The sequence below is a fragment of the Kordiimonas sp. genome (assembly GCF_048264555.1).
Classification (GTDB): domain Bacteria; phylum Pseudomonadota; class Alphaproteobacteria; order Sphingomonadales; family Kordiimonadaceae; genus Kordiimonas.
The window spans coordinates 204,825-231,555 of the sequence record NZ_JBLXCX010000001.1; the positions used below are offsets into that span (position 1 = coordinate 204,825).

Below are 26,731 nucleotides of genomic sequence, written 5' to 3' on the forward strand. Positions count from 1 at the left end.
GGAAGCTTCCTTGAGCAGAAGGTTCGGTCATGTGCCGGAGCCGCAGGCTATTCCTGTCGTGTCCAATACCCAGCTTGCACTCCGGCGCAAATCTCGTTCCTCGTGCCGCATGGCGGTACAGTTGAGTATACAACCTCATCCTTGGCATGTGCCCCTTGGGGTGCATGCCTTTTTTCATGAAAAAAGCCCCGCTTGCGGCGGGGCTTTCCATAGTGGAGACGGCCCAGAGAGAGGCCGCCTCAATTTTATATCAGTGCTTAGAACTTAACGCGCGCACCGAAGAAGAAGCGACGACCAAGTACGTCGTACACGTCAGCAGCCGTGTCTGTACCGGTTACGTTGAACGTTGTACCGGAGAGCAGGTTTGGTGCTTTGTTGTCGAGCAGGTTGTCGATACCGCCATAAACTTCAACAGTGTCGTTGATGCGGTATGTCGCGTTCAGGTCGAGGTAAACCTCTGCACCCACAGAGATATCGTCTGGCTCAAGACCGAAGGCAGCCAGGAACTGGTCGTCTTCGTAGGACTTACCGAGGTAAGTACCGGTCAGACCGATATCAAAACGCTCATGGCTATATGTCATGTTCGCTGTGAAACGGTGCTTAGGATCGCCGATTTCACCAACAAATGGGTCACGGTCAGCACCAGGAATTGGAACTGTGTAGCCCTTGAAGTAATTGGTGTAAATGATGCTTGAACGCAGGTCACCGGTGATGCCGAGGCCTTCGAGGCTCGTCATGTGACGGATCGAAACGTCCAGACCTTCAGTTTTCAGCGCACCGCCGTTGAAGAGTGGCGCGTTGATGAACTCAAGTGAACCGGCGCTGTTTGTAGCAGTTGCAGCTGCACGACGCTCGATCAGGTCACAGAAGGACTGCTCGCCCTGACCATAACACTGGTCGAGGATGAACTGACGTGGAGGCGCAACAATCGCGTCTTCGATCTCAATGTTGAAGTAGTCAACTGTGATCGTGAAGTTACGGAGCATTTCAACGCTGTTAGGCGTGATGACAACACCGAGAGTGATCGAGTCAGACTTCTCTTCAAAGAGATTAGCGTTACCGCTGTTGAAGCCGCTGATGCCCTGAAGGTCAGACTGGTTCAGTGTGAAAGTGCCGTTTGCAGCGATGTTAGCGAGAACGCCAGCATCCGCACGACAGTTGTCACCCGCTGCACCACCACCCGTTGCGCCAATGCCGGCACATGGGTCGGTCAGGCCTGACGGGAAGGTCTGTGATGGACCGGTGTAAAGCTCACCAATGTTCGGCGCACGTACGGAACGAGCGTATGTACCACGGAACTTGATGTCTTCGATCGGTGACCAGTCAAGACCAAGGCTGTAGGTGTAAACTGTGCCAACTGTGGAATAGTCGGAGAGACGACCAGCTGCACGCAGGTTCATGCTTTCAGCGAAAGGCAGGTCTGCGAGGATTGGCACGTTGATCTCAGCATACAGTTCTTTAACGTCGAAGCTGCCGTAGGTGTCTGGAAGCGCGTTACCTGCGTTCAGACCCGCGTTCGTGAGAGCGTCGTTGTTCGCAGAACTGGTTTCTTTACGGTATTCACCACCGATAGCAACACCAAGCGGACCAGCAGGCATTTCAAAGAGTGCGCCGGAAACGTTGGCGTTGATCACTTGCTGTGAAATACGTGTTTCAAGGGTCTGGTCAGCAGCGATGTAGTTGATTGCAGCTTGTGACGCGGAGTTGAAGCCCCAGATGTTCACAGGCACACAACCTTGTGCACGCGCATCAGCGCTGGCACAGATCGCATCTGTGGTGGAGCCGTCGTTGTCGAGGTCGTTTACGTCTTGAACAGCCGCGAGAGCGTTCGCGAAGTTCAGTACGTTAACCTGACCGTTGGACTGCTGTGATTCACTGGTGCGGCCATAGGTGTAGGAAACATCCCAGTTGAACTTGTCGTCCATGAAGGAACCTTCGAAACCAGCCGAGAAACGGAAGGTGTCGCGGTTTACGCTACCGTTACGGGTACCGAATTCAAGAAGACGACGAGCGAAGCTGAGGTCACGGAAACCGTCGCCATCGCTATCTACCGCATCATCAACAATCGCTTGTGGGATCAGCGGGTTCACCATCATCGTACCATTAACCATGGTCTCGATAGCCATCAGGCCGCCAGACGCAGGGTAGATGTTGTCGGAACCGAGTGCAAACGGTTCGATCTCACGGGAAGAACGGGTGTTTGCATACGTACCTTCAGCGAAGAAGGTGATGTTTTCGGTTACGTCATAGTGACCGCGTGTTGCCATCAGGTAACGCTCAACCGGCACAGCGATTGTGCGGTAGTGCTGACGGTTAAAGCCGTCGGGGCCGATGGCCTGACCAGCTGCATCACCGCATGAAGCAGGAGCTGTACCGCCGTTGGTGCTGAAGCATGGGCGCAGGTTGTTGTCTGCGTCGAATGTCCAGGTTGCACCGCTACCCGTTGCGAAACGACCCTGTGGAGGGAAGCTTGAAAGGAATGGAGCGGATTCTGTGCCGAAGTCAGCTGGGTCACCAGTCAAACGGAACAGATCAATGTCATCAAGCTGTGTGTTGGCACGCTCGCGGGACAGAACACCCTTCTGATCGGTGTAACCAACGTGGAACATCATGTTACCACGGTCGTCAGCGAAGTTGCTGCCGACGGTTACGTTCGCCTGGTAGTTCTCGTCGTCGCCTTCTTCGGTCACACCGTACTGCGCGCTGGCTTCGATACCTTCAAAGTCTTTCTTGAAGACGAAGTTTACAACACCCGCAACAGCGTCGGAGCCGTAAAGGGAAGATGCACCACCGGTCAGAACGTCTACACGCTCGATGAACTGGGTTGGTACGATGTTAAGGTCAACGGTTGCAGTACCTGGGCGGCCGGATACAACACGGCGACCGTTGAAAAGCACGAGTGTACGGTCGGAACCGAGGTCGCGAAGGTCAACAGTTGCAGCACCTGTACCGGAGGTCAGGAACGCAGAGTTGGAACGGCTAAGGCCAGGGACACCAAACTGCGGGCTTTCAAGCAGCAGGTCCTGAATGTTGGCAACGCCGGACTGGCGAATCATCTCGCCGCCAATGACGTGTACCGGGGATACGGAAGAGATGTCTGGGGACACGATACGTGAACCCGTAACCACCACTTCTTCAAAAGTGGTTTCTTCAGCAGCAGCATCCTGAGCAGATACAGCGCCGCTAAATGAAAGCGCCAGCGCAGCAGCAATACCAGTGCCACCCAACAGCTGAGCCTTCCGAGCTTTATTGGACAAAGTTGTCACTTTCTTTCCTCCTGATTTCTAGCCCTCTGTGACGAGGGAGACCAAAAGGAGTAGCGACAGAATTTTATTTCCAGAAACGGATAACCTTAAGAACTACTACTTATAAAACGATGTAATTCATTCGTGTGTTAAAAATAACACAAATAATAACATAGGTTTTATTACTAAAAGTTTATCTTATTACTTTAGTTTATTACTTTATACAGATATCTGAATCATAGCTTTACCGCATTAGGGGAAAAATGAATCACCCGCCCTCTTTCTACGCAGCATTGCGTCGCGGCTGCGTACTAAACTTGGAAGAAAACTCATAATGGCATTAAATCATAGACTTATGAACCATATAGGAGCCCCAAAATGGCAAGATTGTTCCAGTTTCAAGCCATCCAGCGACAAATTTAGCTCAACCTTTCTCGCGTAATAGTTTTATTGAACTATCAGCGCACGACTAAAGACTAGAACTTTATGAACGGAGGTTGAGGCGAAGAATAAACCGTCATAGACGGTACCGTCCCATCTCGGTTTCGTGGACCTCATCACAGATAGGCCGGAGATGAACCATTCCTAAATTGGAAATTCACGCTTCACATGAAACCAGGTACCCGATCCGACCGATCTGATCACGGTGCCGGAACCAACACGCCCCTTCCCTGTCGCGCTCCATTGGGGCCAACGCACCCAAAAGTCCCTTCCGAATCAGGACAGAATTCCACTTTCTCCACATTTTTTTGAGGTTTTATACCTGATCCAATGTCTTAGAGGGGAAACTATAGACTGATGGGGTCGTTCAAAAAATCAACTAAAGTACAGAATATCAGTTCTGACATATCTTTATGTATAAAAAATAAACTTTTGAAATAAACTAATAGTAATAACTATGTGTATATGTGATGAAATTGTCACTTTTTCATCATATATTTCAATCTAGTCTTTAATCTTCCCAATAAAAACATTGTAACCTTCAGGCTATATCGCACAGCCTCTCCTCTGTGTCGCGATGGGTGGGCGAGGAATCTATCCACACTGGCACACATTATTTTGCCGAACACAGAGGAGGAAACTCATGGCAAATTCCAACGCAACGCGCCGGGGGGGGCGCACCCGGTACATGGGTAGTGCTGCAACTGCGCTCGCACTCATGACAATGGGCGCAAACGTCTCCGCATTTGCACAAGATACAACGGACGCAGATACCGAAGAGTTGAGCCTCGAAGAGATCGTGGTTACAGGCTCCCTTATCCGCAACCCGAACCTCACACGCTCCAACCCGGTTGCTGTCGTTTCTCCTGAAGAAATGACCTACCGCAACACCAACGTCGTGGAAGAAGTTCTGCGTACCATCCCTGGTGTTGTTCCTGCTATCGGCGCACAGGTAAACAACGGTAACGGTGGCTTCGCGACTGTCGACCTTCGCGGCCTTGGCACCAACCGTAACGTTGCACTTGTTGATGGCGTTCGCATGTCACCTTCAACGCTGACAGGTGTGTTTGATACCAACAACATTCCGATCTCCCTGCTTGAGCGCGTTGACGTGCTGACCGGTGGCGCGAGCACCACATACGGCGCTGACGCTATCAGCGGCGTGGTAAACTTTATCACACGTAAAAACTTCTCGGGCGTTGAGGTAAACTCAAGCTACGGCGTGACCGAAGAAGGTGACGGCGACACCAAGCGCTTTGAAATCACCATGGGCGGCAACATTGAAGACAGAGGCAACGTTGTAATCAGCCTTGGTTACCAGAAGTCCGATCCTGTCTACATGGGCGACCGCGATTATGGCCTGTATTCACTTGCTGGTGCTGACGGCTCCCGCGGTGGTTCCGGTCTCGGTTCAACCAACTCACGTTTTGGCCTTGTTAACCCAACAGGTACTGACAACGGTAACCTAGCACTTGGCGGTGTACAGCCAGACCGCACATTCGCTTCTGCGTTTGATGCTTACAACTTCTCACCGCTGAACGTTTATCAAACACCGTTTGAGCGTTACAACGTCTATGCTGCTGGGCATTATGACATCACTGAAGATATCGAAGTTTACACTCGCGGTATCTATTCCCGTAACACCGTTACCACTTTGATCGCGCCGTCAGGCTCCTTCGGTGACAGTGTGACTGTGGCACTGAACCACCCATTCCTGTCCGACGCTCAACGCAACGCTTTCTGTGCGTTCGATACAGATCCAACGGTTGGTGTATATACCCGACGCTTCAGCCAAGCCGAGTGTGACGCTGCAGCAACGGCAACCGGCGCTTCAGACCCTAACTACCGTGAAGTTGACACTGTACTGCGTCGTCGTGACGTAGAGGGTGGCCCACGTGTCAGCGACTTTACTGCTGACTACTTCGACTTCCAGCTCGGCCTGCGCGGCGACATCACCGACACTCTCGGATTTGATGTCATGGCATCGCACGGTGAGAGCAAGCAGGTTCAGACCCAAAAGGGCTACTGGCTGAAGTCTCGCTTCCGCAACTCCTTGCTGAACTGTCCAACTACATCTGACGGCTGTGTACCGGTTGACTTCTTTGGCCCAACAGGCTCGATCACCGAAGCACAGAACGCCTATCTTCTTGGCGGTGAAAGCGCGATCACAACCAACTTCGCTATGAGCCAGATTAAAGGTTCTGTGAGCGGTGAGGTTGGCTTCACCATGCCTTGGGCTTCTGAAGCAGTAAACTTTGCTGTTGCTGGTGAATACCGTAAGTATACAGCAACACGCGAATCTGACCTGCTTTCACAGTCAGGTGACCTTGGTGGTGCCGGTGGTGCTGCACCAAACATCGACGGCTCCTATTCCGTTTATGAAGGTGTTGCCGAGTTTGTGGTTCCAATCGTAACCGATGCATCTTGGGCTAAACAGCTGAACTTCGAAGCGGGCATCCGCTATTCGGAATACTCGGTTGATGCGCCAAGCGATCCAAAGTTCGACACCACAACCTGGAAAATGGGCCTCAGCTGGGCGCCGACTGATGATTTCAGCCTGCGTGGTACTTTCGCTCGTGCAGTTCGTGCACCAAACATCTTCGAACTGTTCAACCCAGTTACAACAGGTCTTACCAACCTGAACGACGACCCTTGTGCTTCGGTTGATGATAACGGCGTTGTCTACAACTCCGGCCCAACCGGCGTGGTTCGTGATGTTTGTATTGCTCAGGGTGCTCCCGCAACCTCAATCGGCTTCATTCCTGATCCGGCTGCTGGTCAAGCAAACAACACAACAGGTGGTAACCTTCTTCTTGTTCCTGAGAAATCAGACAGCTGGACCCTCGGTGCGATTATCACACCAGCGGCAATCCCAGGCCTGACCCTGACGATCGACTACTACAACATCAAGATTAAGGGTTCGATTTCTGCCCCTACACCTGATGATGCGATCAACGCTTGTTTCGACAACCCAAGCACTACTAGCGAAGCTTGTCGCTCAATCGTACGTTCGCCAATCGATGGTGGCCTCAGCGGTGACAGCAATGTCGTTCTTGGTCTGCCAACGTTCCTGTCGAACAGCGGTAACCTCGCAACAGACGGTATTGATGTGACGGTTAGCTACGGCACCAACTTTGGTGACGTTGACTGGAACATGGCCTTCGCAGGTAACTGGACCAACAGCTCGACATTCCAGTCCATCACAGACGTGACGCTCGACCGCGAATGTGTGGGCCTCTACAGCGCGAACTGTGGTGTATCAAACGGTCAGATCCAACCGAAGTTCACATGGAACATGCGGAACACCTTCACTTATGAGAAGTTTGATTTCTCTCTCCTGTGGCGCCACATTGACGGCGTGAAGTACGAGTTCGCTGATAGCGCACCACTCTACAGCGGTGACGTTCAAGACCTCGGCACTCACGACTTCAACCGGATCAAAGCATATGACTATTTTGATCTGTCCATCCGCTACCATGTGTTCGATAACGTAGCCCTCACAGGCACCGTGACGAACCTGTTCAACAAGCGGCCTCCAATCGTAAGTAACGACGCTGGTACTACTGCTGCAAACAGCGGCAACACCTACCCGTCAACTTATGACGCACTTGGCCGCCGCTATGGCATCAACGCGAAAATCACTTTCTAATCTTCGCGTTTATTACAAACATGAAAGGCGGGCTCATTGGCCCGCCTTTTTCTTTGTGTCTTTCGCTCAACCCTGATCAGATAATCAGCACAAAGCGCCCGGCAGCATAAGCGGCACGCCCGCGTTCTTGGCGACCGCCTCGGCCCAGGTTGACACCTTCTCGATTTCATCCGCATGCAGTGCCGCACCAGCTCGCCGCTCCTCCTCACGAGCCTCAGCATCAAAATCATCATCGTTTTTGGAGTGCTTGGTAAACACCGGACCTTCCACCAGCGCGGTCAGTGTTTCACCGTCCATCGCCACACCGTAATGATCCAGAAGCTGCCGCATGGCCACCTCCGGCGCTTTCATCAGCTGAGTACTGTCGAGCGTCTTGATGCGCTCAGCGCCAAACTTTGCCACAAGCTGTGCAAACAGAGCATGTTGCGCAAGCCATCCCACGGCCGCCGCCTGCAGATCTGTCAGGCGTAGATAGTCCTCACCCTGAAGGCCGAGGTTAATAAGCCCTTCCCGCATCTGCTTGACCATCAGGTCCCGGACCCAGTGCCTGCCCCACATGCCTTTTCGTGCTATTGAGCCCAGAAAATCCTTGAGCGGCGCATATAAAAACACAGCTTTTGATGCCGGGCTTACATGCAGCATCAAACCGGCAAGGCCATTCACCAGATTGGAAGGCTTCACCACAACCGCCTCTCCTTCCTCAAAGGGCCGGGATAAGGTTGCGAGCACAGCCGCCGTCACGTTCGCCAACTCCTGTGGCTGCGCCCCGCGCATACGCCAACCGGAAAGATCGTTCAGAATCTGCGGCTCTTTCAACCCCATGGATATCCCCGGCTGGTCAAAAGCCCGCGCGAGCAGCGTGGAGCAGCAGTAAGCCGAGTGAAAAATAAAATGCAGCGGCGCCCGTTGCCCTGCGCCAGCGGCCATTTGCAGCCCAACCGCGCGTGGGTTCGCAGCACCCTTTAGATACTCATCTGTCAGAAATACAGCGCTCCGGTGTTCATCCCGCGTCGCGCGGATGAAATGCACATGGCCTTTGGTGGGGTCAAAGCGGTGAGGCCACCAGTTGGGGTCTACTGCGATATTGTCGTTCAAACTTCTGCTCCGCCAAATGCGCCCCTTGGGCACGTGGTATTCAGCCAACCCTAAACTTTCCAATTAGGCTTCGGTACCCCGTAATCGGTTTAGTCTAGCTGTAAGTCGAAAGCACCCTTTACAAAAGCCCATTGGCTTTCTTTGCAAAAACTGCAAACTAGCCATAAGCTTACAGGCAAGTAGGCACTTGGGAAGGCGCAATGCGGGAAAAGGAACTACGGCTGGCACTGGTTTGTTATGGTGGCGCTTCGCTCGCCATCTATATGAACGGTATCTCCGGCGAAATCCTCAAGCTCGTGCGCGCGTCCCGCGCATTCCACGGTGTTGTGGACCGCGAGGCAAGGCTCGCAACCACCTTTGACGACGCCGCACCCGAGCGCCCCTATGCGACCGACACCGAAGCGCTTTATTTCGAGCTTCTGCAAGCCGTTGCCCATAAACTGGAACTGAGGGTCATTGTTGATGTGGTATCCGGCGCAAGCGCTGGCGGCATCAACGGCATCTTTCTCGCCCGCGCCCTTGCGCATGATCTGGATTTCGATCCCTTACGCACCATGTGGCTCAATCTCGGGGACGTTGAAGAGCTGATGGAGGATGACACACTGGCCGACCGGTCCAGCAAGTTTTACCTCTATCCATTTTTGTGGCTGTTTGGCCGCAAGGCCTTTGGCGACATCAAGCCCGACGAAGAAACCCGCAGGAAGCTGTTCCGCTTTGTGCGCTCCCGCTGGTTTCAGCCGCCGTTTTCCGGCACCCGCATGCTGACGTGGATGTTAAACGCGGTTGAGAACATGGGGCACGTTACAGATAACGAGACCCTTATGCCGCCCGGCCACAAGCTGGACCTTTTTGTCAGCCTGACAAATTTCTTCGGGCAGCCCCGCCGGGTTAAACTGCATGACCCAGGCGAAGTGCTTGAACACCAACACGGTGTCACCCTCAATTTCAGCTACCGGCAATCCCCCGGCGGCGCAACCCTAAGCGAATTTGCGGACGAAAACCTGCCAGCCCTTGGCTTTGCTGCACGGGCCACCTCAAGCTTTCCCGGTGCATTCCCGCCGCTCAGGCTCAAGGACCTTGATGACCGCCTCACCGCCAGACGGCAAGACTGGCCAATGCAGCAGGCGTTTCTCGCAAAAAACTTCCCCGGCCTGATTGCTGATATGGCAACGCTGAACGATATGTGCTTCATCGATGGCGGGGTAACCAACAACAAGCCCTTTGGCTCCGCCATCCAGGCCGTATATGAACGCCCCGCCCACCGGGAAGTGGACCGCCGCATCATCTATGTGGACCCCATGCCCGATGAGCCGGACACGGTGAAGGCGAAAACCCGCCATGCGGCCCTGCCCGGTTTTTTCCGCACCATCCTGTCTTCGCTTGCTGAGATACCGCGCACCGAGCCTATTTATGAAGACCTGCGCGCCATCGATCAGCAGAATAAAAAAGCCCGCCGCTTTGAAGCGACAGTGCAGTCAGCGGAGGCGGAGGTAAACCGCCTTGTGGACAGCCTTCTGGTGCTGGACGCAGAAAAAAAGGTGGAAGTGGCCATGCTTGCCTCCTGGCGGGAGCGCGCACATGAGCTGGCTCACAAACACACAGGCTTTGCCTATGCCTCCTATATGCAGGCAAAAACCGTGCGCCTGATCGAGCGGCTTTCACAGCTTATGGTGGACGGCAACGTCAAAACAGGCACCGTGCTGAGCGAGACCGATACCTTTGAAGCCCTTCGGCGCTGGGCCGAGATGAAAGGCCTTTTGTGTCCTGAGGGCGGCGTGGTCAACATCGTGCCCGCCTTTGGCTTTCAGCACCATGTAAAACGCCTGCGTGAACTTGATGTAGACTACCGCATCCGCAGGCTGCGCTTTGTTATCCTGAAGCTCAACCGCTTCATGCAGCAGGACAGCAACGGCCATATGGTCGAGCCCGTCAAACGCATCAAAAAACAGATATATGAGCAGTTGGAGCTTTTCCGCGCACGCTGGCAAACCACAATGTACCCAGCGAATACCTTTGCGGGCCTGGATGGTGACCGGCTATCAGACGCCGCGATTGACCATTATCTCAACACCCTCGGCTCCGCCATGGAGCTTGAAGACCTCGACTATGCGCTTGACGAACTGCTCGCCACCATTCTTTCGGTCCTGCCGCACTCTGAACTGAGGACCACCCTGTTCCGGGCCTATGTGGGATATGCCTTTTATGACGTGCTCACCCTGCCGATGAGCGCAAGCGCAGACCTTCTCGAGATGGACGAAATTCGTGTGGCACGCATCAGCCCGCTTGACTGCACCGGCATGCACACAGACCCGGCAGCAGATGTATTGATGGGCACCCAGCTTTATAACTTTGGCGCCTTCTTCAGTCGGGCCGCGCGCGAGAATGATTATATCTGGGGCCGCCTGCACGCTGCCAAACGGCTGACCGACTTTGTGCTGGATGCCGCCGGTGAAGACGCCTTGCCTGAGGGCTTTGACCTTGAGGACTTCCGCAGGCGGCTTTACCTCGCTGTTGTCACCACAGAGGGCCGACATGTTGAGCGCAAGGGCGACCTGATTGATGAGCTCAAGGCCCGGTTCGCACCAGGTGAATGATCAAAGGGGGCCACGCACCGGCCTGTACAGGCCATGCAACTTTCGCTAAACTCCGCACCACCTAACATATATTTCGTGTCGCATGCAGTAATGGGGGGCTAGACCATGGCAATGCACGAACTTTCCTATGAAGAAGCACGCCCAAGGATGAAACCGGGCGATGTGATCGCCTTTTCAGGCAAAAGCGATTTTTCTGAAATTATCAAGATGGTGACCTTTTCCGAGGTCAGCCATGTGGGTGTTATCCTGCAAACCCAGATCGCCGATCATGCCGATGGTCGTTTCTTCAACCAGATCATTGAAGCAGGCACCGTGCGCGGCTTCTCTGGCGTCAATATCTCGCGCTTCTCGGAACGGCTGGAAGAATACCACGGCGCCATGTGGTGGTTGCCTATCAAAGCCGACCTGCGCGCCAACGCCCAAGCTCACAAAAGCTTCTATAATTTCCTGTTTGGCCACGCGGAAGCCCGCACCGGGTACGACCTGCCGCAAGCCCTCAAATCCGCCGCGGATATGTTCGACAAAGGTATCTTCGGCATTAACGGCCCTTTCTATAACAAGGAAGATTTCTCACGCTTCTTCTGTTCCGAGCTTGTGGCTGCAGGCCTTGAGCGTGCGGGCGTGACGGGGTCCGTAAACGCGTCTGAGGTTACACCGATCGACCTATGCCGCTGGTCAATTTATGAGGAGGACTATTATCTCCTTAAACCCGATACCGACGGCGCCAAACCGGTCATCACGCGCCACAACAGGATGGACCCATCCGGCTGGAACGTCTGACGGGAAGCACCGCTCAGCGAAAAGGCCTTGCACCCAATCCCTTATTCCCCTGAAATGGCGTCAAAGCAAAAGGGGGATAAGGGACAATGAAACGCACAATAATTTTGAGCATTACCGCTGCCGCATGTTTGGCGACAGCAGCCTGCGAAGAAAAACCGGCAACCAATGATCACCAGACCGAGGCCATCAGCCTGCCGGACGCGCGCGAAGGTGTGGTCACCGACCGTTTCGCCCGCATGGCACTGTCCTGCATTCACCGCGAGTATCCCAATAAAATCAGCCATGTCTTGAACTCTGATGGGGACGCAAAGCCGCCCAAGGCCCTCACGCCCGCCTTTTATGGGTGCTTTGACTGGCATTCATCGGTTCATGGTCACTGGCTTTTGGTGCGACTGTCAAAACTTGACCCTGCTTCCCCGTTTACGGCCCCTATTGAAGAGGCGCTCGAAGAAAGCTTCAGCATTGAAAACATGAACCGCGAGGTCGCCTATTATCTGGCGGACGGGCGCAACGGGTTTGAGCGGCCCTATGGCATCGCATGGTACCTGCAACTGGTGGCCGAGCTGCATGAAAGCCCAAGCGCCGTGCACAAAAGCTGGCGTGAGATATTGGCGCCGCTTGAGGTTGAGATCGTAAAAAAGATGACCGCCTGGCTGCCCAACCTCGCCTACCCCGTGCGGCTTGGTACCCATAACCAAAGCGCCTTTGCCTTTGGTCTTATGCTCGATTATGCCCGCACGGTCGGGAACACTGAATTTGAAGCCCTGCTGACGGAGCGCTCGCGCACCTTCTTTGCCGGCGACACAAACTGCCCTATCGGTTATGAGCCGTCAGGTGAAGATTTCCTCTCCCCCTGCCTGATGGAAGCAGACCTGATGCGCCGGGTGATGAGCGCGGAGGAGTTCAGCGCATGGCTCACCGCCTTCCTGCCCGGCATCCCGGATGATGGCAACGCGGGTTGGCTCACCCCCGCCATTGTGAAAGACGCAACAGACGGCAAGCTTGTGCATCTGGACGGCGTGAACCTCAGCCGCGCCTGGGCGCTTGAGGGTATTGCCTCAGTCCTCAGCGAGGACGACCCTCGTATATCGAGCCTGCAAGCAGCGGCCGATGTACACAAGGAAGCTGGCATCCAGGCCGTGAGCGACGCCCACTATGCAGGCAGTCACTGGCTCGCCAGCTTCGCCACCTACCTCACCACAAAACGTGGTATCACAAACTTGCCAGAGAAGTGATAATTACTTGATTGGAAAAATCATCTAATTTGCTGACATATATCCGATCTGATATTTCGTATCAGTCATATTCATTGAGGATATATGAAAAAATATATTGCAAGACATCAGCCTCGCGTCCGGAAACGTGACGCTCTTCTATCAGGTATCGGCAGCTTGCTTGCGCTGATGGCCGTTGGCGGCCTGTCTGTGCTTAGCGACACGCCGCTTCTGATGGCGCCTTTTGGTGCCACCTGTGTTTTGCTGTTTTCTGTGCCCTCGAGCCCCCTGTCGCAGCCGATCAATGTGATCGGCGGGCATGTGGTCGCGACAATTATTTCGCTTGTCCTCGCCTCATTCCTGCCGCCCACATGGTGGGCACTGGCCATTGGCGTTGGCCTGACGATCACGGTTATGGGCGTGCTGCGCATCACGCACCCGCCCGCTGGCGCAGACCCGATTGTGATCATGCTGGCCGCGCCGGGGATCGACTTTCTGTTCACGCCGGTACTGCTCGGAAGCCTTATTCTGGTGGCTGTCGCCAAAGCGGTGCACCGCTCAACCGGCGTTATCTATCCGCTGCACCCCATTGAGCCCGTCACCGCCCCAGCGCCACAGGAAGATGCGGCCTAGCGCCGGCCGAACAGTTTCTCAATGTCAGAGAGCTTGAGCTCCACATAGGTTGGGCGACCGTGGTTGCACTGGCCGGAATGCGGCGTGGCTTCCATCTCCCGCAGGAGGGCATTCATCTCATCAACCGTCAGGCGCCTGCCTGCCCGCACGCTGCCGTGGCATGCCATGGTGCCGCACACTTCCTCAAGCCGTTCCTTGAGGCTTAGGGCCTCATCAAGCTCGGTCAGCTCGTCCGCGAGGTCACGCACAAGGCCATGCACATCCATCTTGCCCAGCATGGCGGGTACTTCACGCACCATCACCGCCCCCTCACCAAAAGGCTCAATGATAAGGCCAAGGCCAGCCAGTTCTTCCGCCCGGGCGATCAGGCGCTCAGCCGGGCCTTCCTCCAGCTCCACCACCTCAGGCAACAACAGGCTTTGCCGCGCCACACCGGTGGCAGCGATCTGTTTTTTCATGCGTTCATACACCAGCCGCTCATGCGCCGCATGCTGGTCCACGATCACGATACCGTCTGCTGTCTGGCTCACGATATAGGTGGCATGCACTTGGCCCCGCGCGGTACCCAGCGGATATTCGCTGGGTGCGGGCTGCTGCGGCATTGAGGCAAGCGGTGCTTCAGGCGCGCGAGCGGAAGGCATGGCCATATCGCCCCGGCGTTCAAACGCCATTTGCGCATCTTCCTGCACCCGGAGGCCGCTTCCTTCATGGGGGGCATACATATCCCGCACCACATCTGCGAAACCCGCTGGCAGGCTGGGCCGCTCATGCTGGCGCCCCCACGGCAGGCTCGCACTACCTTCAGGCCGCGCGGCACCAAGGGCAGCGCTAGCCACTGTGGTGGACGCCCTGTGCCCGGCCATGCCAAGCCCGTGCCTGAGCGCGGAAACGATAAGCCCGCGCACAAGGCCTGCATCCTTGAAGCGCACCTCAGCCTTGGCGGGGTGTACGTTCACATCCACAAACTCCGGCGGCACATCAAGGAAAAGCGCCAGCACAGGGTGCCTGTCTCGTGCGAGATAATCCTGATACGCACCGCGCACGGCTCCGGTGAGAAGCTTGTCCTTCACCGGTCTGCCGTTCACAAACAGGAACTGCTGCATGGCATTGCCGCGTGAATAAGTGGGCAGCCCGGCAAAGCCGGTAAGATTTAAGCCCTCGCGCTCCGCATCTATCTCAATCGCGTTTTCGCGGAACTCACGCCCCAATATGGCGCCCAGTCGCTCAAGCCGTGCGTCCCCCGTGAGGCTCGCCACCGATGGCGCCCGGAAGGTGGTGCGGTCGCCGTCAGATAGGGTGAAGGCAATATCCGGATGCGCCATAGCAAGGCGTTTCATCACGTCCGCCGCCTGGCCATATTCCGTGCGCGCTGTTTTCATGAACTTCAGCCGCGCCGGCGTGGTGTAAAACAGGTCTCGCACCTCAACACGGGTGCCTTCGCCAAATGCGGCTGGCTCCACCGTTGATTTTTTGCCGCCTTCAACACGCACAGCCCAGGCATCATCAGACCCGCGCGGGCGCGAGGTAACGCTCAGCCGTGCGACCGCCCCAATAGATGCCAAGGCTTCCCCCCGAAAGCCAAGCGACGCTATGTTCACCAGGTCTTCATCGGTGAGCTTCGAGGTCGCGTGCCGCTCAACGGCGAGTGAGATTTCATCCGCGTCCATACCGCGCCCGTCATCGGTCACCTGAATAAGCGCACGACCACCATCCCGCATCACCACGTCAATGCGGGTAGCGCCCGCATCAACGGAGTTTTCAACAATCTCTTTCACAGCGCTCGCCGGGCGTTCCACCACCTCGCCTGCGGCGATGCGGTTGATGGTACGCTCAGATAACAGGCGAATGATGCCCGCAGTGGTCGGTAGGTCGTGTCTATTTTGGCTTGTCATAGGCGCGAACCTAGCAGGCTTTTTACACGCGAGAAAGGCCGTGCAACATCCAGTGAGAAGTTTCTCATTTTTATTTAACCAAATGGTTGACTATTGAAGTTCCCTCTGTATATTAAACCACATGGTTAAATATATATCAGATCGGCTCGACGCCACCTTTTCAGCGCTCGCGGACCCCACGCGCCGCGGCATGCTGGCGAACCTTTCACTCGGCGAAAAAACCGTGAGTGAACTTGCTCAACCCTATGCCATGTCGCTTGCCGCCGCGTCTAAGCACATCAAGAAGCTTGAGGTCGCGGGCCTTGTGCGGCGGGAGGTGAAAGGCCGAACGCATACGTGCCACCTGAATGCCAAGGCTATGGCAGAGGCCCATGCCTGGATGGACTATTACACCCGGTTTTGGACCGGTCGGCTGGATGCACTGGAAGAAGCGCTTATGGCAGATGTTGAAAGCAAGGAAGGTAGCCAATGACACAAAAAACACTGGCGGTAACAGTTACCCACGCCTTCAAACTACCGGCTGAACGAGTGTTCGACGCCTGGCTGGATATCAAGCTGGCCCGGAAATGGTTTTTCGCGACAGACGGTGGTGACATGGTTGTCGCTGAACTGGACCCCCGCGTGGGTGGCGGCTTTCGCTTCACCGACCAGCGGGACGGAGAGGAAGTTGAGCATGTGGGGGAATATCTGGAGATCACACGCCCAACGCGCCTTGTGTTCAGCTTCTGCCTGCCCGCCTTTGATCCAAAACCCGATATCGTCACGGTAGAGATATGCCCGACAGATGAAGGATGCACCCTGAAGCTGACGCACACCATGGCAGCGGAATACGCTGAATATACTGACCGCACACAAGAGGGCTGGAGCAAGATGCTGCACCGGTTGGCCGCACTTTTGTAGCGGCGCGACACGCCCGGATCACGACACCAGAGGAGATTATAATGGATGATTTTGCACGCTATATTGGCCCCGGCGAGGTAAAACTTGAGCGGCTGTTACCCGCGCCCATGGAGCGGGTGTGGGCGTTCCTGACCGAGAGCGACAAGCGCGGCACCTGGCTCGCGCGCGGCAAGATGGACCTGCGCGTTGGCGGGGAAGTGGAACATATCTTTGATCATGCCACCCTCTCGCCCACCTCTGAAACAGTGCCGGAAAAATACGAGAAATATTGCGGTGAGAGCAGAATGCTTGGCCATATCACCGCGATTGATCCACCACGGTTGCTTGCCTACAGCTGGGCAGAGGGAGAAGCGCCGGACTCGGAGGTGACCTTCGAGCTTGAAGCCGCAGGCGACCAGACCCGCCTCATCGTTACTCACCGCAAACTGCCTGACCGCCAAACCATGGTTGGTGTTTCCGGCGGCTGGCATGCACACATCGGTATCATGATCCATGTGCTGGAAGGCAAATCACCGCCACCCTTCTGGGCCACCTATATGCCGCTTGAAGACGAGTACGAGAAGCGCCTGCCTTAAGGCGCTTCTCTATCGGTGCCTATTCAGCGGCCGGGATCAGGTCGCCCGCGTGGTCAAACTCTTCGGTGATCGCGGCCCCGGCCGCATCATAATACGTGCGCCGAACCGCCACGCCTGTCGTGCGCAATGCACCGTCCGCCCCCATGTAGCGGGCCTCGGTGCGTCGGCCCTGCGCGTCATAATCCAGCTCAACTTTTGCGTAACCTGCACCTGGGTCAGCAACTAGCCCGCCGTCAGCGCCGAATGTTTCGCTCGAAATCACATTGCGATGCGCATCGAACTTCATTCGCCTCAGGCAAACGACATCATTTGAACAAAACGAGCTTCCATCAGCTGTTTGATAATATTCGTTCATTACCCGAAACCGCCCAAGGCTCCGGTCCTCCCACTCAAATTCATAAAGCCAACGCGCGTATCCTGGGTCAACCGCTGTGACCGCACGGTTGGCGAGCTGGCCTTTTGCGTTCCGGAACTCCCAGCCATTTTCACTGCCATACTCATCAAACATCAAACGCATCTCTGCGAAACCCGCCTCATCATGATCGATAACCGCGCCGCTTTCCGGGTCAATCTGGAGTATCTGGTAAAGATATCCAAATTCGTTGCGGGTAATCACAGAGGTCTCGAAAGGCAGATAGTCGAAAATCACATTGGGGGTTCCGTCCTCTTTGAACTGTGTCTGGATAAAACCCCGTGTATCGCTATAGTCGGCCCGGTACTCATGGCTACCGGTACCTGCGGTGACCCGCTCATCCTCAAGCCCGAACATATGTAGCGTAACGATGTCGCCGTCACGGGTATAAATTTCCTTCTGAATATTCGCCGACCCATAGTAGTGCCGCCACATGGCCATTGCCGCACCATCAGCGCCAAAATATTCGCGAATGCGCTGGCTGTTCGGGTAGCTGTAGCGCACCTCATGCGTTTGAAAATACGCCTCGTTTGACGGCTTACCCCGAGAGAAATATTTTATGCTCTTCAGGCGTTTATCGGCATCATAGACAACGCGGTAATGGTCAATAATGGTCGCCTTTTCGGCGTCAATTTCACCTTTCGGGATATACTCCATCATCGGTGTAATCACCCCCGCCATACCCGCGAAGTACCGCACCTCACCTTGCGCATGCTCGTGCGCATATGCAGGCAAGCCCACAAACATCAGCAAAAACGACAATACACCTACCTTCATCCTATCCTCCGATCAGCATATTTGAGGGCGGATCATCCGTGTGCTAGAACCGCCCGGTTGAGGAGAAGAAGGCGCTCCTTTGTCTTGAATTCGACGCGAAACGCGAAACAGACCGTTTTTTTGGCAGGAAGCAATTGTGACCATAGGACTATTACCACCGGCACTGGCCCTGTTGATCGCGGTATCTGCCATACTATTGTTTGCCTATGCCCGGCGTGGGCAGGCTGGCGCTACTATCCAACTGGTATTTGCGGTCTATGCAGCCAACTATGCTGCCTTTGCCTGGGCCTACAATAACCCTACACCACTGACAGACTATGCGACACTTCTGTTCGGTGCCATGGAGGGGCCCGCAATCTGGTGGCTTGCGAAAACAAAAGCCCACAACACCAAGGGCCTGCCCGGCTGGCCTCACTTACTGGGGCCCGCGCTCCTGCTGCTGTTCGCGGGTGTTATGCCTCCAGCCGATATCAGCCTGTCATTCGCGGCCTTGTCCGCATTGCGCCTTTTGTATGCTGTGGCCGCCGGCATCATCATCTGGCCCCACCTCAGGTCCCGGCCCAAACCCACGTGGGCGCTGTGGGTAAGTCTGCTTGCAGCCGCAACAGCCGCCTTGTCCGTGCTAAAGCTATCAGCTTTCGGCATTTTCCTCCTGAATGGCGACTGGTACACCCCACTATGGCTGTTCGTCCTCAAGTCTATCGGTATCAGCATTGCCGTCCTGACCCTTCTGTGGTGGGCCATGGTGAAGCCTGAGATCTACCTCGGCCGGAAACCAAAGAGCGAAAGACGAGCCGCCACAGAGGACGACCAGGACGTTTATGCCCGCTTCACCAACCTGATGGAAAAAGAACAGCTGTTTCTTCAGGAAACGCTCAAGATACCGGAAACCGCAGAAGCATTGTCTGTTCTGCCCAGGGAGCTTTCTGAAGCAATCAACCGGTCTTCCGGCAACAGCTTTAAAGCGGAGGTGCGCCGGTTCCGCATTGCCTATGCGTGCAACTTGCTCATGTCAGAACCCAGAACCAGCGTTCTTGAAATTGCCCATCGGGCTGGTTTCGCCACCAAATCCGTGTTCAATACGGCCTTCAAAATAGAAACCGGACTTACCCCCACGGCATACCGGAAAGCTGGGAGCCAGTCATAAAAAAGGCCGCGACATTCCTGCCCACGGCCTATTTTAATATCTGTTTATTGTCTGCGGCGCAGCTTAGCTGCCGGAAGAGACCCGCTCGATAGAGATATTATCGGTGCGGTACTGGCGCTCACCAGCGTCCAGAAGGTCGGCCATCAAAAGCGCCTTTTTCACAACGTCCAGATCTTTCTGGCCAACGTTGGAGCGCACATCCGGGTCAGACCGGCCAAGGCGTGAGAGAAGCTCGCTCTCGCCTTTGCTTTTTGGCGCAGGGCGCTTCAGTTCCTTACCCGGAAACAGGGCTTCATAAGCCTGACGGCCCGGGTCAATCTCTTGCGCATTTGGCTCACCCGGCCGTGGCGGCGACAGGTCTGCCTCAGGCGGCACCACAAGCGGCGCACGGCTAACGACATCAAATTCGTTAGGGCTGTTTTTCTTCGATCCGCACGCGGCGAGCGACAGGCCCGCAATAAGAACAAGCGCGATAGGCTTGACGTTCATGAACTCTCTCCTTCAGGGTCGCGCGAACTTTCCGCGACCTTTTGGGCATTTTTAGGGCTTTTGCCCTCCCCCCGCAAGCCATCAATGATCAAGATGGCCACACCAACCGTGATAGCACTGTCAGCGACATTAAAAACATAAAAATTATAGTCCATGGCGTGAAGGTGCACAAAGTCTACCACAGCGCCATGGATAAAGCGGTCGATAAGGTTCCCGATCGCACCGCCAAGGATGAGCGAAAGCGATAACGCCTCAACGCGCCGCACGGAGTTCCAGAGCCATTTCACCAGCCAAAGGCTGATCGCCGCAGTAAGGACAATAATGCCCCATTTGCCGAGCGATTCGCCAAGCGGTATGCCCATGGAGATGCCCTTGTTCCACACCATGGAGAAACTGAGGAACGGCAAAAGCGGCACGCTGCCTTTCTCGGGCAGCTTAAGGCCTTCAAGTATCCACCATTTGCTGAGCTGGTCCGCCACCAGAATGATGGCGGACAGCATAAGCCCATTGCGGAAGAGAGGCCCCTGCGCCATCAGGCGGCTGCCTCGTCGATCTTGCCCACAGTGTCTGAACACCTGTTGCAAAGCTCACCGTGCGCTGTCACTTCCTCTGAGACAACCCAGCAGCGTTCACATTTGTCGCCGCTTGCCGCTGCACTCACAACCGAAATGCCTTTCACGTCATCAAGCGTGAAAGCACCTTCCGGCGCCTCAGCTTCAAGAAGCCGCGCGCTTGAGGTGATCATCAGCTCAGCGATATCAAGCCCTGCCATAGCCTCAACATAGGCATAGTCCGCCACATAGATTGTGACATCGGCCTGCAGGCTTGAGCCGATACGCTTTTCGCGGCGATCAAGCTCGAGCGCACCGGTGACCACACGGCGCAGACGACGGATTTTTGTCCATTTTTCGGCCAGTTCATCGTTGCGCCAATCGGCCGATGTGTCGGGCCACAACTGCCGGTGCACGCTTGGTGCGTCATCGCCAAAGCGTGAACGCCATACTTCCTCTGCCGTGAACGCGAGGATAGGCGCGAACCATGTGGTCAGGCGGTTAAACACCTCATCAAGCACCGTGCGCACCGCGCGGCGGCGGTTGCTGGCTTCGTCGTCACAATAGAGGCTGTCTTTCCGGATATCGAAATAGAAAGCCGACAGCTCAACGATACAGAACTGATAAAGCGCCTGGAAGATCGGGTTGAAATCGAAATTCGCGGCCCGGTCACGGATCAGGGCATCCAGCTCAGACAGGCGGTGCAGGATGAAACGCTCCAGCTCCGGCATTTCTGCCGCTGGCAGACGCTCTTCTTCCGTGAAGCCTGAGAGATTCCCGAGAAGGTACCGCATGGTGTTGCGGATTTTCCGGTAAGCATCAACCTGACCCTGAATGATCTGGTCACCGATCCGCACATCTTCCATATAGTCGACCGACACCACCCACAGGCGGAGAATATCGGCACCATACTGCTGGATGATTTTTTGCGGCGCGACTGTGTTGCCGAGCGACTTTGACATCTTGCGGCCATCACCATCCATGGTGAAGCCGTGGGTTAGCACATTCTTGTATGGCGCAACACCACGGGTGCCACAGCTCTCAAGCAAGCTAGACTGGAACCAGCCCCGGTGCTGGTCAGACCCTTCAAGGTAGAGGTCAGCAGGTGACTGCAGGTCATCCCGCGCTTCACAAACAAAGGCATGAGTACAGCCGCTATCGAACCACACGTCGAGAATATCGAACACCTGCTCATAGTCGTCGGCTTTATAGTCAACACCAAGGAAGTCCTGCGCCGGGATAGCAACCCATGCATCCGCCCCGCCTTCCTTGACCGCGCTTACGATACGGGCGTTTACCGCCTCGTCCTGCAGCACGTCACCGGTTGTTTTGTTTACAAACACGGTGATTGGCACACCCCAGGCCCGCTGGCGCGAGATCACCCAGTCGGGCCGGTCAGCAACCATGGCCCGGATACGGTTTTTGGAGACCGCCGGGAACCAGTTGGTTGCCTCAATGCCCGCAAGAGCCTTGCCGCGCAAGCCGGTTTTCTCCATGGAGATAAACCACTGTGGTGTGTTGCGGAAAATAAGCGGCGCTTTGGAGCGCCAGCTGTGCGGGTATGAGTGGGTGAGCTTGCCCTGGCTCATCAGCGCACCTGCACCTGTGAGCAGTTCACAAACCTGATCCGCTACCTTATAGACATGCTGGCCCGCCACAAGCGGCACGTGCGGGTAATAACACCCGGCCTCATCCACCGTGAACGGTACCTCGATGCCAAATTTTACGTGCGCGACCTGATAGTCATCATCACCATGGCCCGGTGCCGTATGCACAAAACCCGTGCCCGCATCTGTGGTTACATGGTCACCCGGCAGCATGGGTACGTCAAAGTCATAACCGCCCTCAGCATCCGCATGGCCGTGCCATGGGTGCGCGAGCATAGCGCCCTCAAGCACAGCACCTTTGAACGTGCTAACCTTCTTGAAGCTTTCGATTTTGGCGCGGGCGGCAAATTCACCAACCAGCGCCTCCGCGATCAGGAGCTTCGCGCCAACCGCCGCCAAGCCGCCCTCCTCAACTTCCGTCACCTCAAGCACCACATAGTCGATATCAGGGCCATAACATACCGCGCGGTTCGCGGGGATCGTCCACGGTGTGGTGGTCCAGATCACCACACGTGCGCCCTCGGCTTCCGCACACGGACATTTCACAAACGGAAAAGCCACATCGATCTGCACGCTGGTGTGGTCGTGATATTCAACCTCGGCTTCCGCGAGCGCGGTTTTCTCAATCGGCGACCACATCACGGGCTTGGAGCCACGGTAAAGCGCGCCAGAGGTTGAGAACTTGAGAAGCTCTTCAACGATCTGGGCTTCTGCGGCAAAATCCATCGTCAGGTACGGATTGGCCCAGTCGCCAAAAATGCCAAGGCGCTTGAATTCCTGGCGCTGAACGTCGATCCATTCATCGGCGAAGGCGCGGCATTCCTTGCGGAACTCAACCGGGTCCACATCGTCCTTGTTTTTCTTTTTCTTGCGGTATTTTTCTTCGATCTTCCACTCGATCGGCAGGCCATGGCAGTCCCAGCCCGGCACATAAGGCGCATCCTTGCCTTGCATCTGCTGGGACTTCACGATCACGTCCTTGAGCGTTTTGTTCATGGCGTGGCCGATGTGGATGTTGCCGTTGGCGTAGGGAGGGCCGTCATGCAGCACAAATTTTTCACGGCCCGCGCTGTCTGCGCGCAGTTGGCCGTAGAGGTCATCTTTTTCCCACCGGGCCAGAAACTCTGGCTCGCGCTGCGGCAGGCCCGCGCGCATGGGGAAATCTGTTTTTGGCAAAAAGACAGTATCGCGATAATCGCGCTTGGTGCTTTCATCAGCAGACATGGTCTGGTGTCTCGCTCTTTTTCTGGTGCTCACAACTGGAATATCGGCGGCACAAATGTTTTGGAATTCTGGAAATACTTTACAAACTTAAAACCCCGGTCGCTAAGCCTCTAGCGCCGGGCCAGTAATTCGAATGCTTATGGCGAACGGGTGCCGCCCATATGTGTGCACGTCTTGCATGGCGGCACTTTTAACAATGTTCAAACGGGGTGTCGAGCGGAAAGGCTGGGCAACCTTAGGCAAAATGAGGCTTGTGGGCACTATACCCTACAGGCTGTCGAGTATCTTGCGCTGTATCGCGTCAGAGATGAGCTTGGGGTCGGCATGCCTGCGCTCTCGCCCACCCGGCAGGGGAGCCTGCCGCACCCGCCTGTCTGGCCCATTATAGGCCGTGCACTGCACGATGGCGCGAGGGTCAGCCACAGCCGCATCAATTGCTTTCATCAAACTCGCGCCAGAGAAAGGCATCACAGCGATTTTGGTGGCACCCACATCACGCGCCTGAAGCACTTTTTTCTGGTCTGGCTCATGCAGGCCAAAAATGATCGGCGCCACCGCCATGGGGGTATTGGTCAGGCGCAGGAAACGACAGAAGTCCACACCACCAAGGGTTGGGAAATCTTCACCGATAATGATGAGGTTAAAGCCGCGCGCCTGCATCTGCTCCACCGCTTCGCGGTTATCACGAACGGCGATGATACTGCCCACCCGTTGGCGCATCAAAACGTCCTTCAGGCTATCGGCAGCCTGTTCGTTCTTGAGTGCTAGCAGAATATGCAGCTTGTCATATTGAGCGCCAGCCATGGCCGCCTCGTCCCTCCCATATCGTCAAAATCAACGATACGGCGGGAATATTAACAATCCATAAAGGCAAAAGGCCAGAAATTTAGGAATGGTTAACCATCTTAGCCGTTGTCAGGCATTCCTTTTTGCCGCCGCCTGCGCCTAAGCAGGTTAAGCGTTTCCACCCCAAGGGAATAGAGCATGGCAAAATAGATATAGCCTTTGGGTACATGGAACCCGAGACCTTCCGCCACCAGGAAAACACCAATCAGCATGATAAAACTGAGCGCCAGAATCTTGAGCGTCGGGAAACGTTCGATAAACGATGCAATCAACCCGCTCGAGAACATCATCACCAACATCGCCACAGTCATCGCCGCGATAATCACACCGATAACCTGCGTCATGCCCACGGCTGTCATCACGGAATCGAACGAGAAGACGATATCGATCAACACTACCTGTGCGATCACAGCCACCATGGTGCCGCTCACCGCCTCATAGTGCTCGCGCTTCTCGCCGGTTACCTCGTCATGGATGCTGTTGGTACCCTTGTAGAGAAGGAAACCTCCACCCAATAGCATCAGGATATCCTTGCCTGAGAACGCATGGCCAAAAAGCGTGATCCACGGTTCCTTGAGCCCGATAATCCAGGCAACACCAAGAAGCAGCAAGATGCGCATCAGAAGCGCGAGCGAAAGGCCAATCAGCCGCGCGCGCTCACGCTCCTTCTCCGGCAGATGCCCAACAAGAAGGGCGATGAAAACCACATTGTCGATCCCGAGAATGATCTCAAGCGCAGTGAGCGTGAAAAAACTGACCCACAGATGGTAATCAAGCAGAATTTCCATAACAGTCCCCGACGGCACGCTGGTTCAATAAAGATAGCCGCTCATGCTTAGCGCCCCTCTCGCGGGGTGTCTATCCCCCGGCTATCAGGAAGGTCGCTTCCTAACGCGCCCGGATGTGCGGCTCGGGGAACAGGTTCAGATACCGCTCAAGGGTTGGGGAGCCTAGCCTGTCGGGTGCATTCTCAGGTTCCGCCAGCACAATGCGCGCAACCTTGCTATCCGTATCGATTTGGGCCTTGAGCGCATCAATACCGTCGAACTTCTGCTCTGCCCGCAGGAAAGCAACCAGCTCAACACGCACGTGCCGCTCATAGATATCTTCATCAAAGTCAAAAAGATGCACTTCCAGAAGCACGTCGCGTTTGTCAAAGGTCGGGCGGTTGCCAATGTTGGCAACGCCGCCAATCACGCGGTCATCTCCCTCAATGTGCACACGCACGGCATAAACACCCAGCCGGGGCTGCAGGCTTTCACCCAGTTGCACGTTGGCTGTGGGGAAGCCAATGGTGCGGCCGCGTTTGTCACCGCCAACCACACGCCCGTTGATGGACCACCAGTGCCCAAGAAGGGCTGCGGCCTTGCGGGCTTCGCCGGCTTGCAATGCTTGGCGTACGAGCGTTGAGCTGTATACCTCACCCGCGTACCCCTCAAGCCCGACGGTCACGGGGCGAATGACACTGAGGCCAAAACCCTCTTCTTCGCCCATCCAAGCCAGCACGTCCGTGCCGCCACCCCGGCCTTTGCCGAAGCGGTAGTCATAGCCCACATAGACATGTTTGGCGTCAAGCCCGCCCACCAATATATCCAGCACAAAATCCTGCGCCGACATGGACGCGAGGTCTTTATCAAACGGCAGTACCAGAAGCTGGTCCACGCCAAATTGCTCAAGAAGCTGGGACCGTTCCCGAAACGGGGTCAAACGAAACGGCGGTGCCTTGGGGGCAAAAAAGCTCACCGGGTGCGGTTCTGTCACCACCACGGTGAGGTTAAGCCCCATATCGCGCGCCTGCCGCCCTGCTTCGCCAATCACAACCTGATGGCCACGGTGAAACCCATCAAAATTGCCGAGCGCCACAACAGACCCACGCTCTTTCGGCTTCACTTCATTGATGTGACGATAGAGGCGCATGATCGTTCGGGCATTCCTTCTCGGGCAGTGTTTTTATCGGTTTAAAACAGACGTTAGCTTACGGCTGCGGACGGTTGGGGACATACACGATTGCCTCCCCGACAACCACCTTTTTATCCCCAACCTGACAATGAGTGGTAAACACAACACGATTTTTTTCCGCTATTTTATCCGTCACCTCAACCACAGCCTCCACCTCATCGCCGAGCTTGACCGGGCCGATAAATTTGGTGCTTTGGCTCACAAACACAGTGCCCAGCCCCGGCAGCTTTGTTCCCAGCACAGCAGAGATAAAAGCCGTTGTCAGCGCGCCGTGGGCGATACGCTCCCCGAACATGGTTGTTTTGGCGTAAGCCTCATCAAGGTGCAGCGGGTTATTGTCACCGGAGACATCTGCGAAGGCTTCAACAAGCGCCGGTGTCACTTTTTTCGTGATCGACTCACGCTGGCCGATGGAAATTTCCTCAAAAAAATGCTGCGCGACCATGGGGCTGACCTCCTTTTTTGACAATAATGTCGAAAACTTGTTGGAAAATTGGAACTTATACAGAAAGATGGACCTGCCTGTCCTCCAACCTGCCTTCAGGTTGAGCCCGGGCGAGGGCAAAACTTCCTTAACACGAGGGGCTTTGCATCGGAAGTATTTGAATTGTCGTCACCTTTGGGTTAACCAATTCTTCATTACATCGGGGCTAGTGTCCCGAAAAGGGAATTAAACGGTGTCGCTTGGCGCCGGAGGTGCG

The 26,731-nt window shown here is 55.4% G+C and carries 20 protein-coding genes; 9 read left to right on the top strand and 11 right to left on the bottom strand.

All coding sequences use genetic code 11. The annotated features are described in order from the left end of the window. Window positions 1-257 precede the first annotated feature (257 nt). Window positions 258-3,266 (bottom strand): TonB-dependent receptor domain-containing protein, encoded by a 3,009-nt coding sequence (locus ACN0XZ_RS00915; protein ID WP_417455822.1) that lies wholly within the window; start codon window positions 3,264-3,266, stop codon window positions 258-260. A 1,063-nt stretch (window positions 3,267-4,329) separates the two neighbouring features. Here ACN0XZ_RS00915 and ACN0XZ_RS00920 point away from each other — a divergent pair. Then, window positions 4,330-7,335, top strand: a complete 3,006-nt coding sequence (locus ACN0XZ_RS00920; RefSeq protein WP_417455823.1) for a TonB-dependent receptor domain-containing protein — start codon at window positions 4,330-4,332, stop codon at window positions 7,333-7,335. An 84-nt stretch (window positions 7,336-7,419) separates the two neighbouring features. On the opposite strand, the gene ACN0XZ_RS00925 is transcribed toward ACN0XZ_RS00920, so the two are convergent. Further along, entirely contained in the window at window positions 7,420-8,430 is a 1,011-nt protein-coding gene (locus ACN0XZ_RS00925) for a hypothetical protein (RefSeq protein WP_417455824.1), read from the bottom strand. A gap of 200 nt (window positions 8,431-8,630) precedes the next feature. Here ACN0XZ_RS00925 and ACN0XZ_RS00930 point away from each other — a divergent pair, with 200 nt between their 5' ends. The 4 genes from ACN0XZ_RS00930 (at window position 8,631) to ACN0XZ_RS00945 (ending at window position 13,651) form a co-directional block, all read left to right on the top strand. Continuing rightward, window positions 8,631-11,024 (top strand): patatin-like protein, encoded by a 2,394-nt coding sequence (locus ACN0XZ_RS00930; RefSeq protein ID WP_417455825.1) that lies wholly within the window; start codon window positions 8,631-8,633, stop codon window positions 11,022-11,024. A 105-nt stretch (window positions 11,025-11,129) separates the two neighbouring features. After that, window positions 11,130-11,804 (top strand): hypothetical protein, encoded by a 675-nt coding sequence (locus tag ACN0XZ_RS00935; protein ID WP_417455826.1) that lies wholly within the window; start codon window positions 11,130-11,132, stop codon window positions 11,802-11,804. Window positions 11,805-11,890: 86 nt separating this feature from the next. Next, window positions 11,891-13,039, top strand: a complete 1,149-nt coding sequence (locus ACN0XZ_RS00940) for a DUF2891 domain-containing protein (RefSeq protein WP_417455827.1) — start codon at window positions 11,891-11,893, stop codon at window positions 13,037-13,039. Between the two features lie 84 nt (window positions 13,040-13,123). After that, complete coding sequence (locus tag ACN0XZ_RS00945; RefSeq protein ID WP_417455828.1) at window positions 13,124-13,651, top strand: HPP family protein; 528 nt, start codon at window positions 13,124-13,126, stop codon at window positions 13,649-13,651. On the opposite strand, the gene mutL is transcribed toward ACN0XZ_RS00945, so the two are convergent. Beyond that, window positions 13,648-15,543 (bottom strand): DNA mismatch repair endonuclease MutL, encoded by a 1,896-nt coding sequence (gene mutL / locus ACN0XZ_RS00950; protein WP_417455829.1) that lies wholly within the window; start codon window positions 15,541-15,543, stop codon window positions 13,648-13,650. The genes ACN0XZ_RS00945 and mutL overlap by 4 nt on opposite strands. 121 nt (window positions 15,544-15,664) lie before the next feature. Between mutL and ACN0XZ_RS00955 the strand changes: the two genes are divergently transcribed. The 3 genes from ACN0XZ_RS00955 to ACN0XZ_RS00965 are packed head-to-tail and all read left to right on the top strand — an operon-like array spanning window position 15,665 to window position 17,018. After that, complete coding sequence (locus ACN0XZ_RS00955) at window positions 15,665-16,015, top strand: ArsR/SmtB family transcription factor (protein WP_417455830.1); 351 nt, start codon at window positions 15,665-15,667, stop codon at window positions 16,013-16,015. Further along, on the top strand, window positions 16,012-16,443 hold the full coding sequence (locus ACN0XZ_RS00960; RefSeq protein ID WP_417455831.1) for an SRPBCC family protein: 432 nt from the start codon (window positions 16,012-16,014) through the stop codon (window positions 16,441-16,443). The genes ACN0XZ_RS00955 and ACN0XZ_RS00960 overlap by 4 nt, the downstream gene beginning before the upstream one ends. A gap of 41 nt (window positions 16,444-16,484) precedes the next feature. Continuing rightward, window positions 16,485-17,018 (top strand): SRPBCC family protein, encoded by a 534-nt coding sequence (locus ACN0XZ_RS00965; protein WP_417455832.1) that lies wholly within the window; start codon window positions 16,485-16,487, stop codon window positions 17,016-17,018. Window positions 17,019-17,037: 19 nt separating this feature from the next. Here the strand turns inward: ACN0XZ_RS00965 and ACN0XZ_RS00970 are convergent, their stop codons facing one another. Beyond that, window positions 17,038-18,207, bottom strand: coding sequence for a hypothetical protein (locus ACN0XZ_RS00970; protein WP_417455833.1), 1,170 nt, complete (start codon window positions 18,205-18,207; stop codon window positions 17,038-17,040). A gap of 136 nt (window positions 18,208-18,343) precedes the next feature. Between ACN0XZ_RS00970 and ACN0XZ_RS00975 the strand changes: the two genes are divergently transcribed. Further along, window positions 18,344-19,354, top strand: coding sequence for a helix-turn-helix domain-containing protein (locus tag ACN0XZ_RS00975; protein ID WP_417455834.1), 1,011 nt, complete (start codon window positions 18,344-18,346; stop codon window positions 19,352-19,354). A 63-nt stretch (window positions 19,355-19,417) separates the two neighbouring features. On the opposite strand, the gene ACN0XZ_RS00980 is transcribed toward ACN0XZ_RS00975, so the two are convergent. From ACN0XZ_RS00980 to ACN0XZ_RS01010, 7 genes are all read right to left on the bottom strand, one after another. Beyond that, window positions 19,418-19,843: a DUF3035 domain-containing protein gene (locus ACN0XZ_RS00980; protein WP_417455835.1), complete on the bottom strand. Its 426-nt coding sequence runs from the start codon at window positions 19,841-19,843 to the stop codon at window positions 19,418-19,420. Then, window positions 19,840-20,376, bottom strand: a complete 537-nt coding sequence (gene lspA, locus ACN0XZ_RS00985) for a signal peptidase II (protein ID WP_417455836.1) — start codon at window positions 20,374-20,376, stop codon at window positions 19,840-19,842. The genes ACN0XZ_RS00980 and lspA overlap by 4 nt, the downstream gene beginning before the upstream one ends. Continuing rightward, entirely contained in the window at window positions 20,376-23,225 is a 2,850-nt protein-coding gene (gene ileS / locus ACN0XZ_RS00990; protein WP_417455837.1) for an isoleucine--tRNA ligase, read from the bottom strand. Before ileS ends, lspA begins: the two co-directional genes overlap by 1 nt. A gap of 267 nt (window positions 23,226-23,492) precedes the next feature. Further along, a complete protein-coding gene (locus tag ACN0XZ_RS00995) occupies window positions 23,493-24,029 on the bottom strand; it encodes a response regulator (protein ID WP_417455838.1) in 537 nt (178 codons plus the stop codon). A gap of 101 nt (window positions 24,030-24,130) precedes the next feature. Continuing rightward, window positions 24,131-24,859 carry a TerC family protein gene (locus ACN0XZ_RS01000; RefSeq protein ID WP_417455839.1) on the bottom strand — a complete coding sequence of 243 codons (729 nt, stop codon included), beginning with the start codon at window positions 24,857-24,859 and terminating at the stop codon, window positions 24,131-24,133. 100 nt (window positions 24,860-24,959) lie between these two features. Beyond that, window positions 24,960-25,988, bottom strand: a complete 1,029-nt coding sequence (locus ACN0XZ_RS01005) for a bifunctional riboflavin kinase/FAD synthetase (protein WP_417455840.1) — start codon at window positions 25,986-25,988, stop codon at window positions 24,960-24,962. A 58-nt stretch (window positions 25,989-26,046) separates the two neighbouring features. After that, window positions 26,047-26,475: a MaoC family dehydratase gene (locus ACN0XZ_RS01010; RefSeq protein ID WP_417455841.1), complete on the bottom strand. Its 429-nt coding sequence runs from the start codon at window positions 26,473-26,475 to the stop codon at window positions 26,047-26,049. Window positions 26,476-26,731: the final 256 nt, after the last annotated feature.

Bases quoted from the DNA above. Each gene is read 5' to 3' on its own strand.
- ACN0XZ_RS01000 (WP_417455839.1), bottom strand. From the start codon at position 24,859: ATGGAAATTCTGCTTGATTACCATCTGTGGGTCAGTTTTTTCACGCTC.
- lspA (WP_417455836.1), bottom strand. From the start codon at position 20,376: ATGGCGCAGGGGCCTCTCTTCCGCAATGGGCTTATGCTGTCCGCCATC.
- ACN0XZ_RS00930 (WP_417455825.1), top strand. From the start codon at position 8,631: ATGCGGGAAAAGGAACTACGGCTGGCACTGGTTTGTTATGGTGGCGCT.
- ACN0XZ_RS00955 (WP_417455830.1), top strand. From the start codon at position 15,665: ATGGTTAAATATATATCAGATCGGCTCGACGCCACCTTTTCAGCGCTC.
- ACN0XZ_RS00945 (WP_417455828.1), top strand. From the start codon at position 13,124: ATGAAAAAATATATTGCAAGACATCAGCCTCGCGTCCGGAAACGTGAC.
- ACN0XZ_RS00965 (WP_417455832.1), top strand. From the start codon at position 16,485: ATGGATGATTTTGCACGCTATATTGGCCCCGGCGAGGTAAAACTTGAG.
- ileS (WP_417455837.1), bottom strand. From the start codon at position 23,225: ATGTCTGCTGATGAAAGCACCAAGCGCGATTATCGCGATACTGTCTTT.
- ACN0XZ_RS00980 (WP_417455835.1), bottom strand. From the start codon at position 19,843: ATGAACGTCAAGCCTATCGCGCTTGTTCTTATTGCGGGCCTGTCGCTC.
- ACN0XZ_RS00995 (WP_417455838.1), bottom strand. From the start codon at position 24,029: ATGGCTGGCGCTCAATATGACAAGCTGCATATTCTGCTAGCACTCAAG.
- ACN0XZ_RS01010 (WP_417455841.1), bottom strand. From the start codon at position 26,475: ATGGTCGCGCAGCATTTTTTTGAGGAAATTTCCATCGGCCAGCGTGAG.
- ACN0XZ_RS00970 (WP_417455833.1), bottom strand. From the start codon at position 18,207: ATGAAGGTAGGTGTATTGTCGTTTTTGCTGATGTTTGTGGGCTTGCCT.
- ACN0XZ_RS01005 (WP_417455840.1), bottom strand. From the start codon at position 25,988: ATGCGCCTCTATCGTCACATCAATGAAGTGAAGCCGAAAGAGCGTGGG.
- mutL (WP_417455829.1), bottom strand. From the start codon at position 15,543: ATGACAAGCCAAAATAGACACGACCTACCGACCACTGCGGGCATCATT.
- ACN0XZ_RS00935 (WP_417455826.1), top strand. From the start codon at position 11,130: ATGGCAATGCACGAACTTTCCTATGAAGAAGCACGCCCAAGGATGAAA.
- ACN0XZ_RS00940 (WP_417455827.1), top strand. From the start codon at position 11,891: ATGAAACGCACAATAATTTTGAGCATTACCGCTGCCGCATGTTTGGCG.
- ACN0XZ_RS00920 (WP_417455823.1), top strand. From the start codon at position 4,330: ATGGCAAATTCCAACGCAACGCGCCGGGGGGGGCGCACCCGGTACATG.
- ACN0XZ_RS00960 (WP_417455831.1), top strand. From the start codon at position 16,012: ATGACACAAAAAACACTGGCGGTAACAGTTACCCACGCCTTCAAACTA.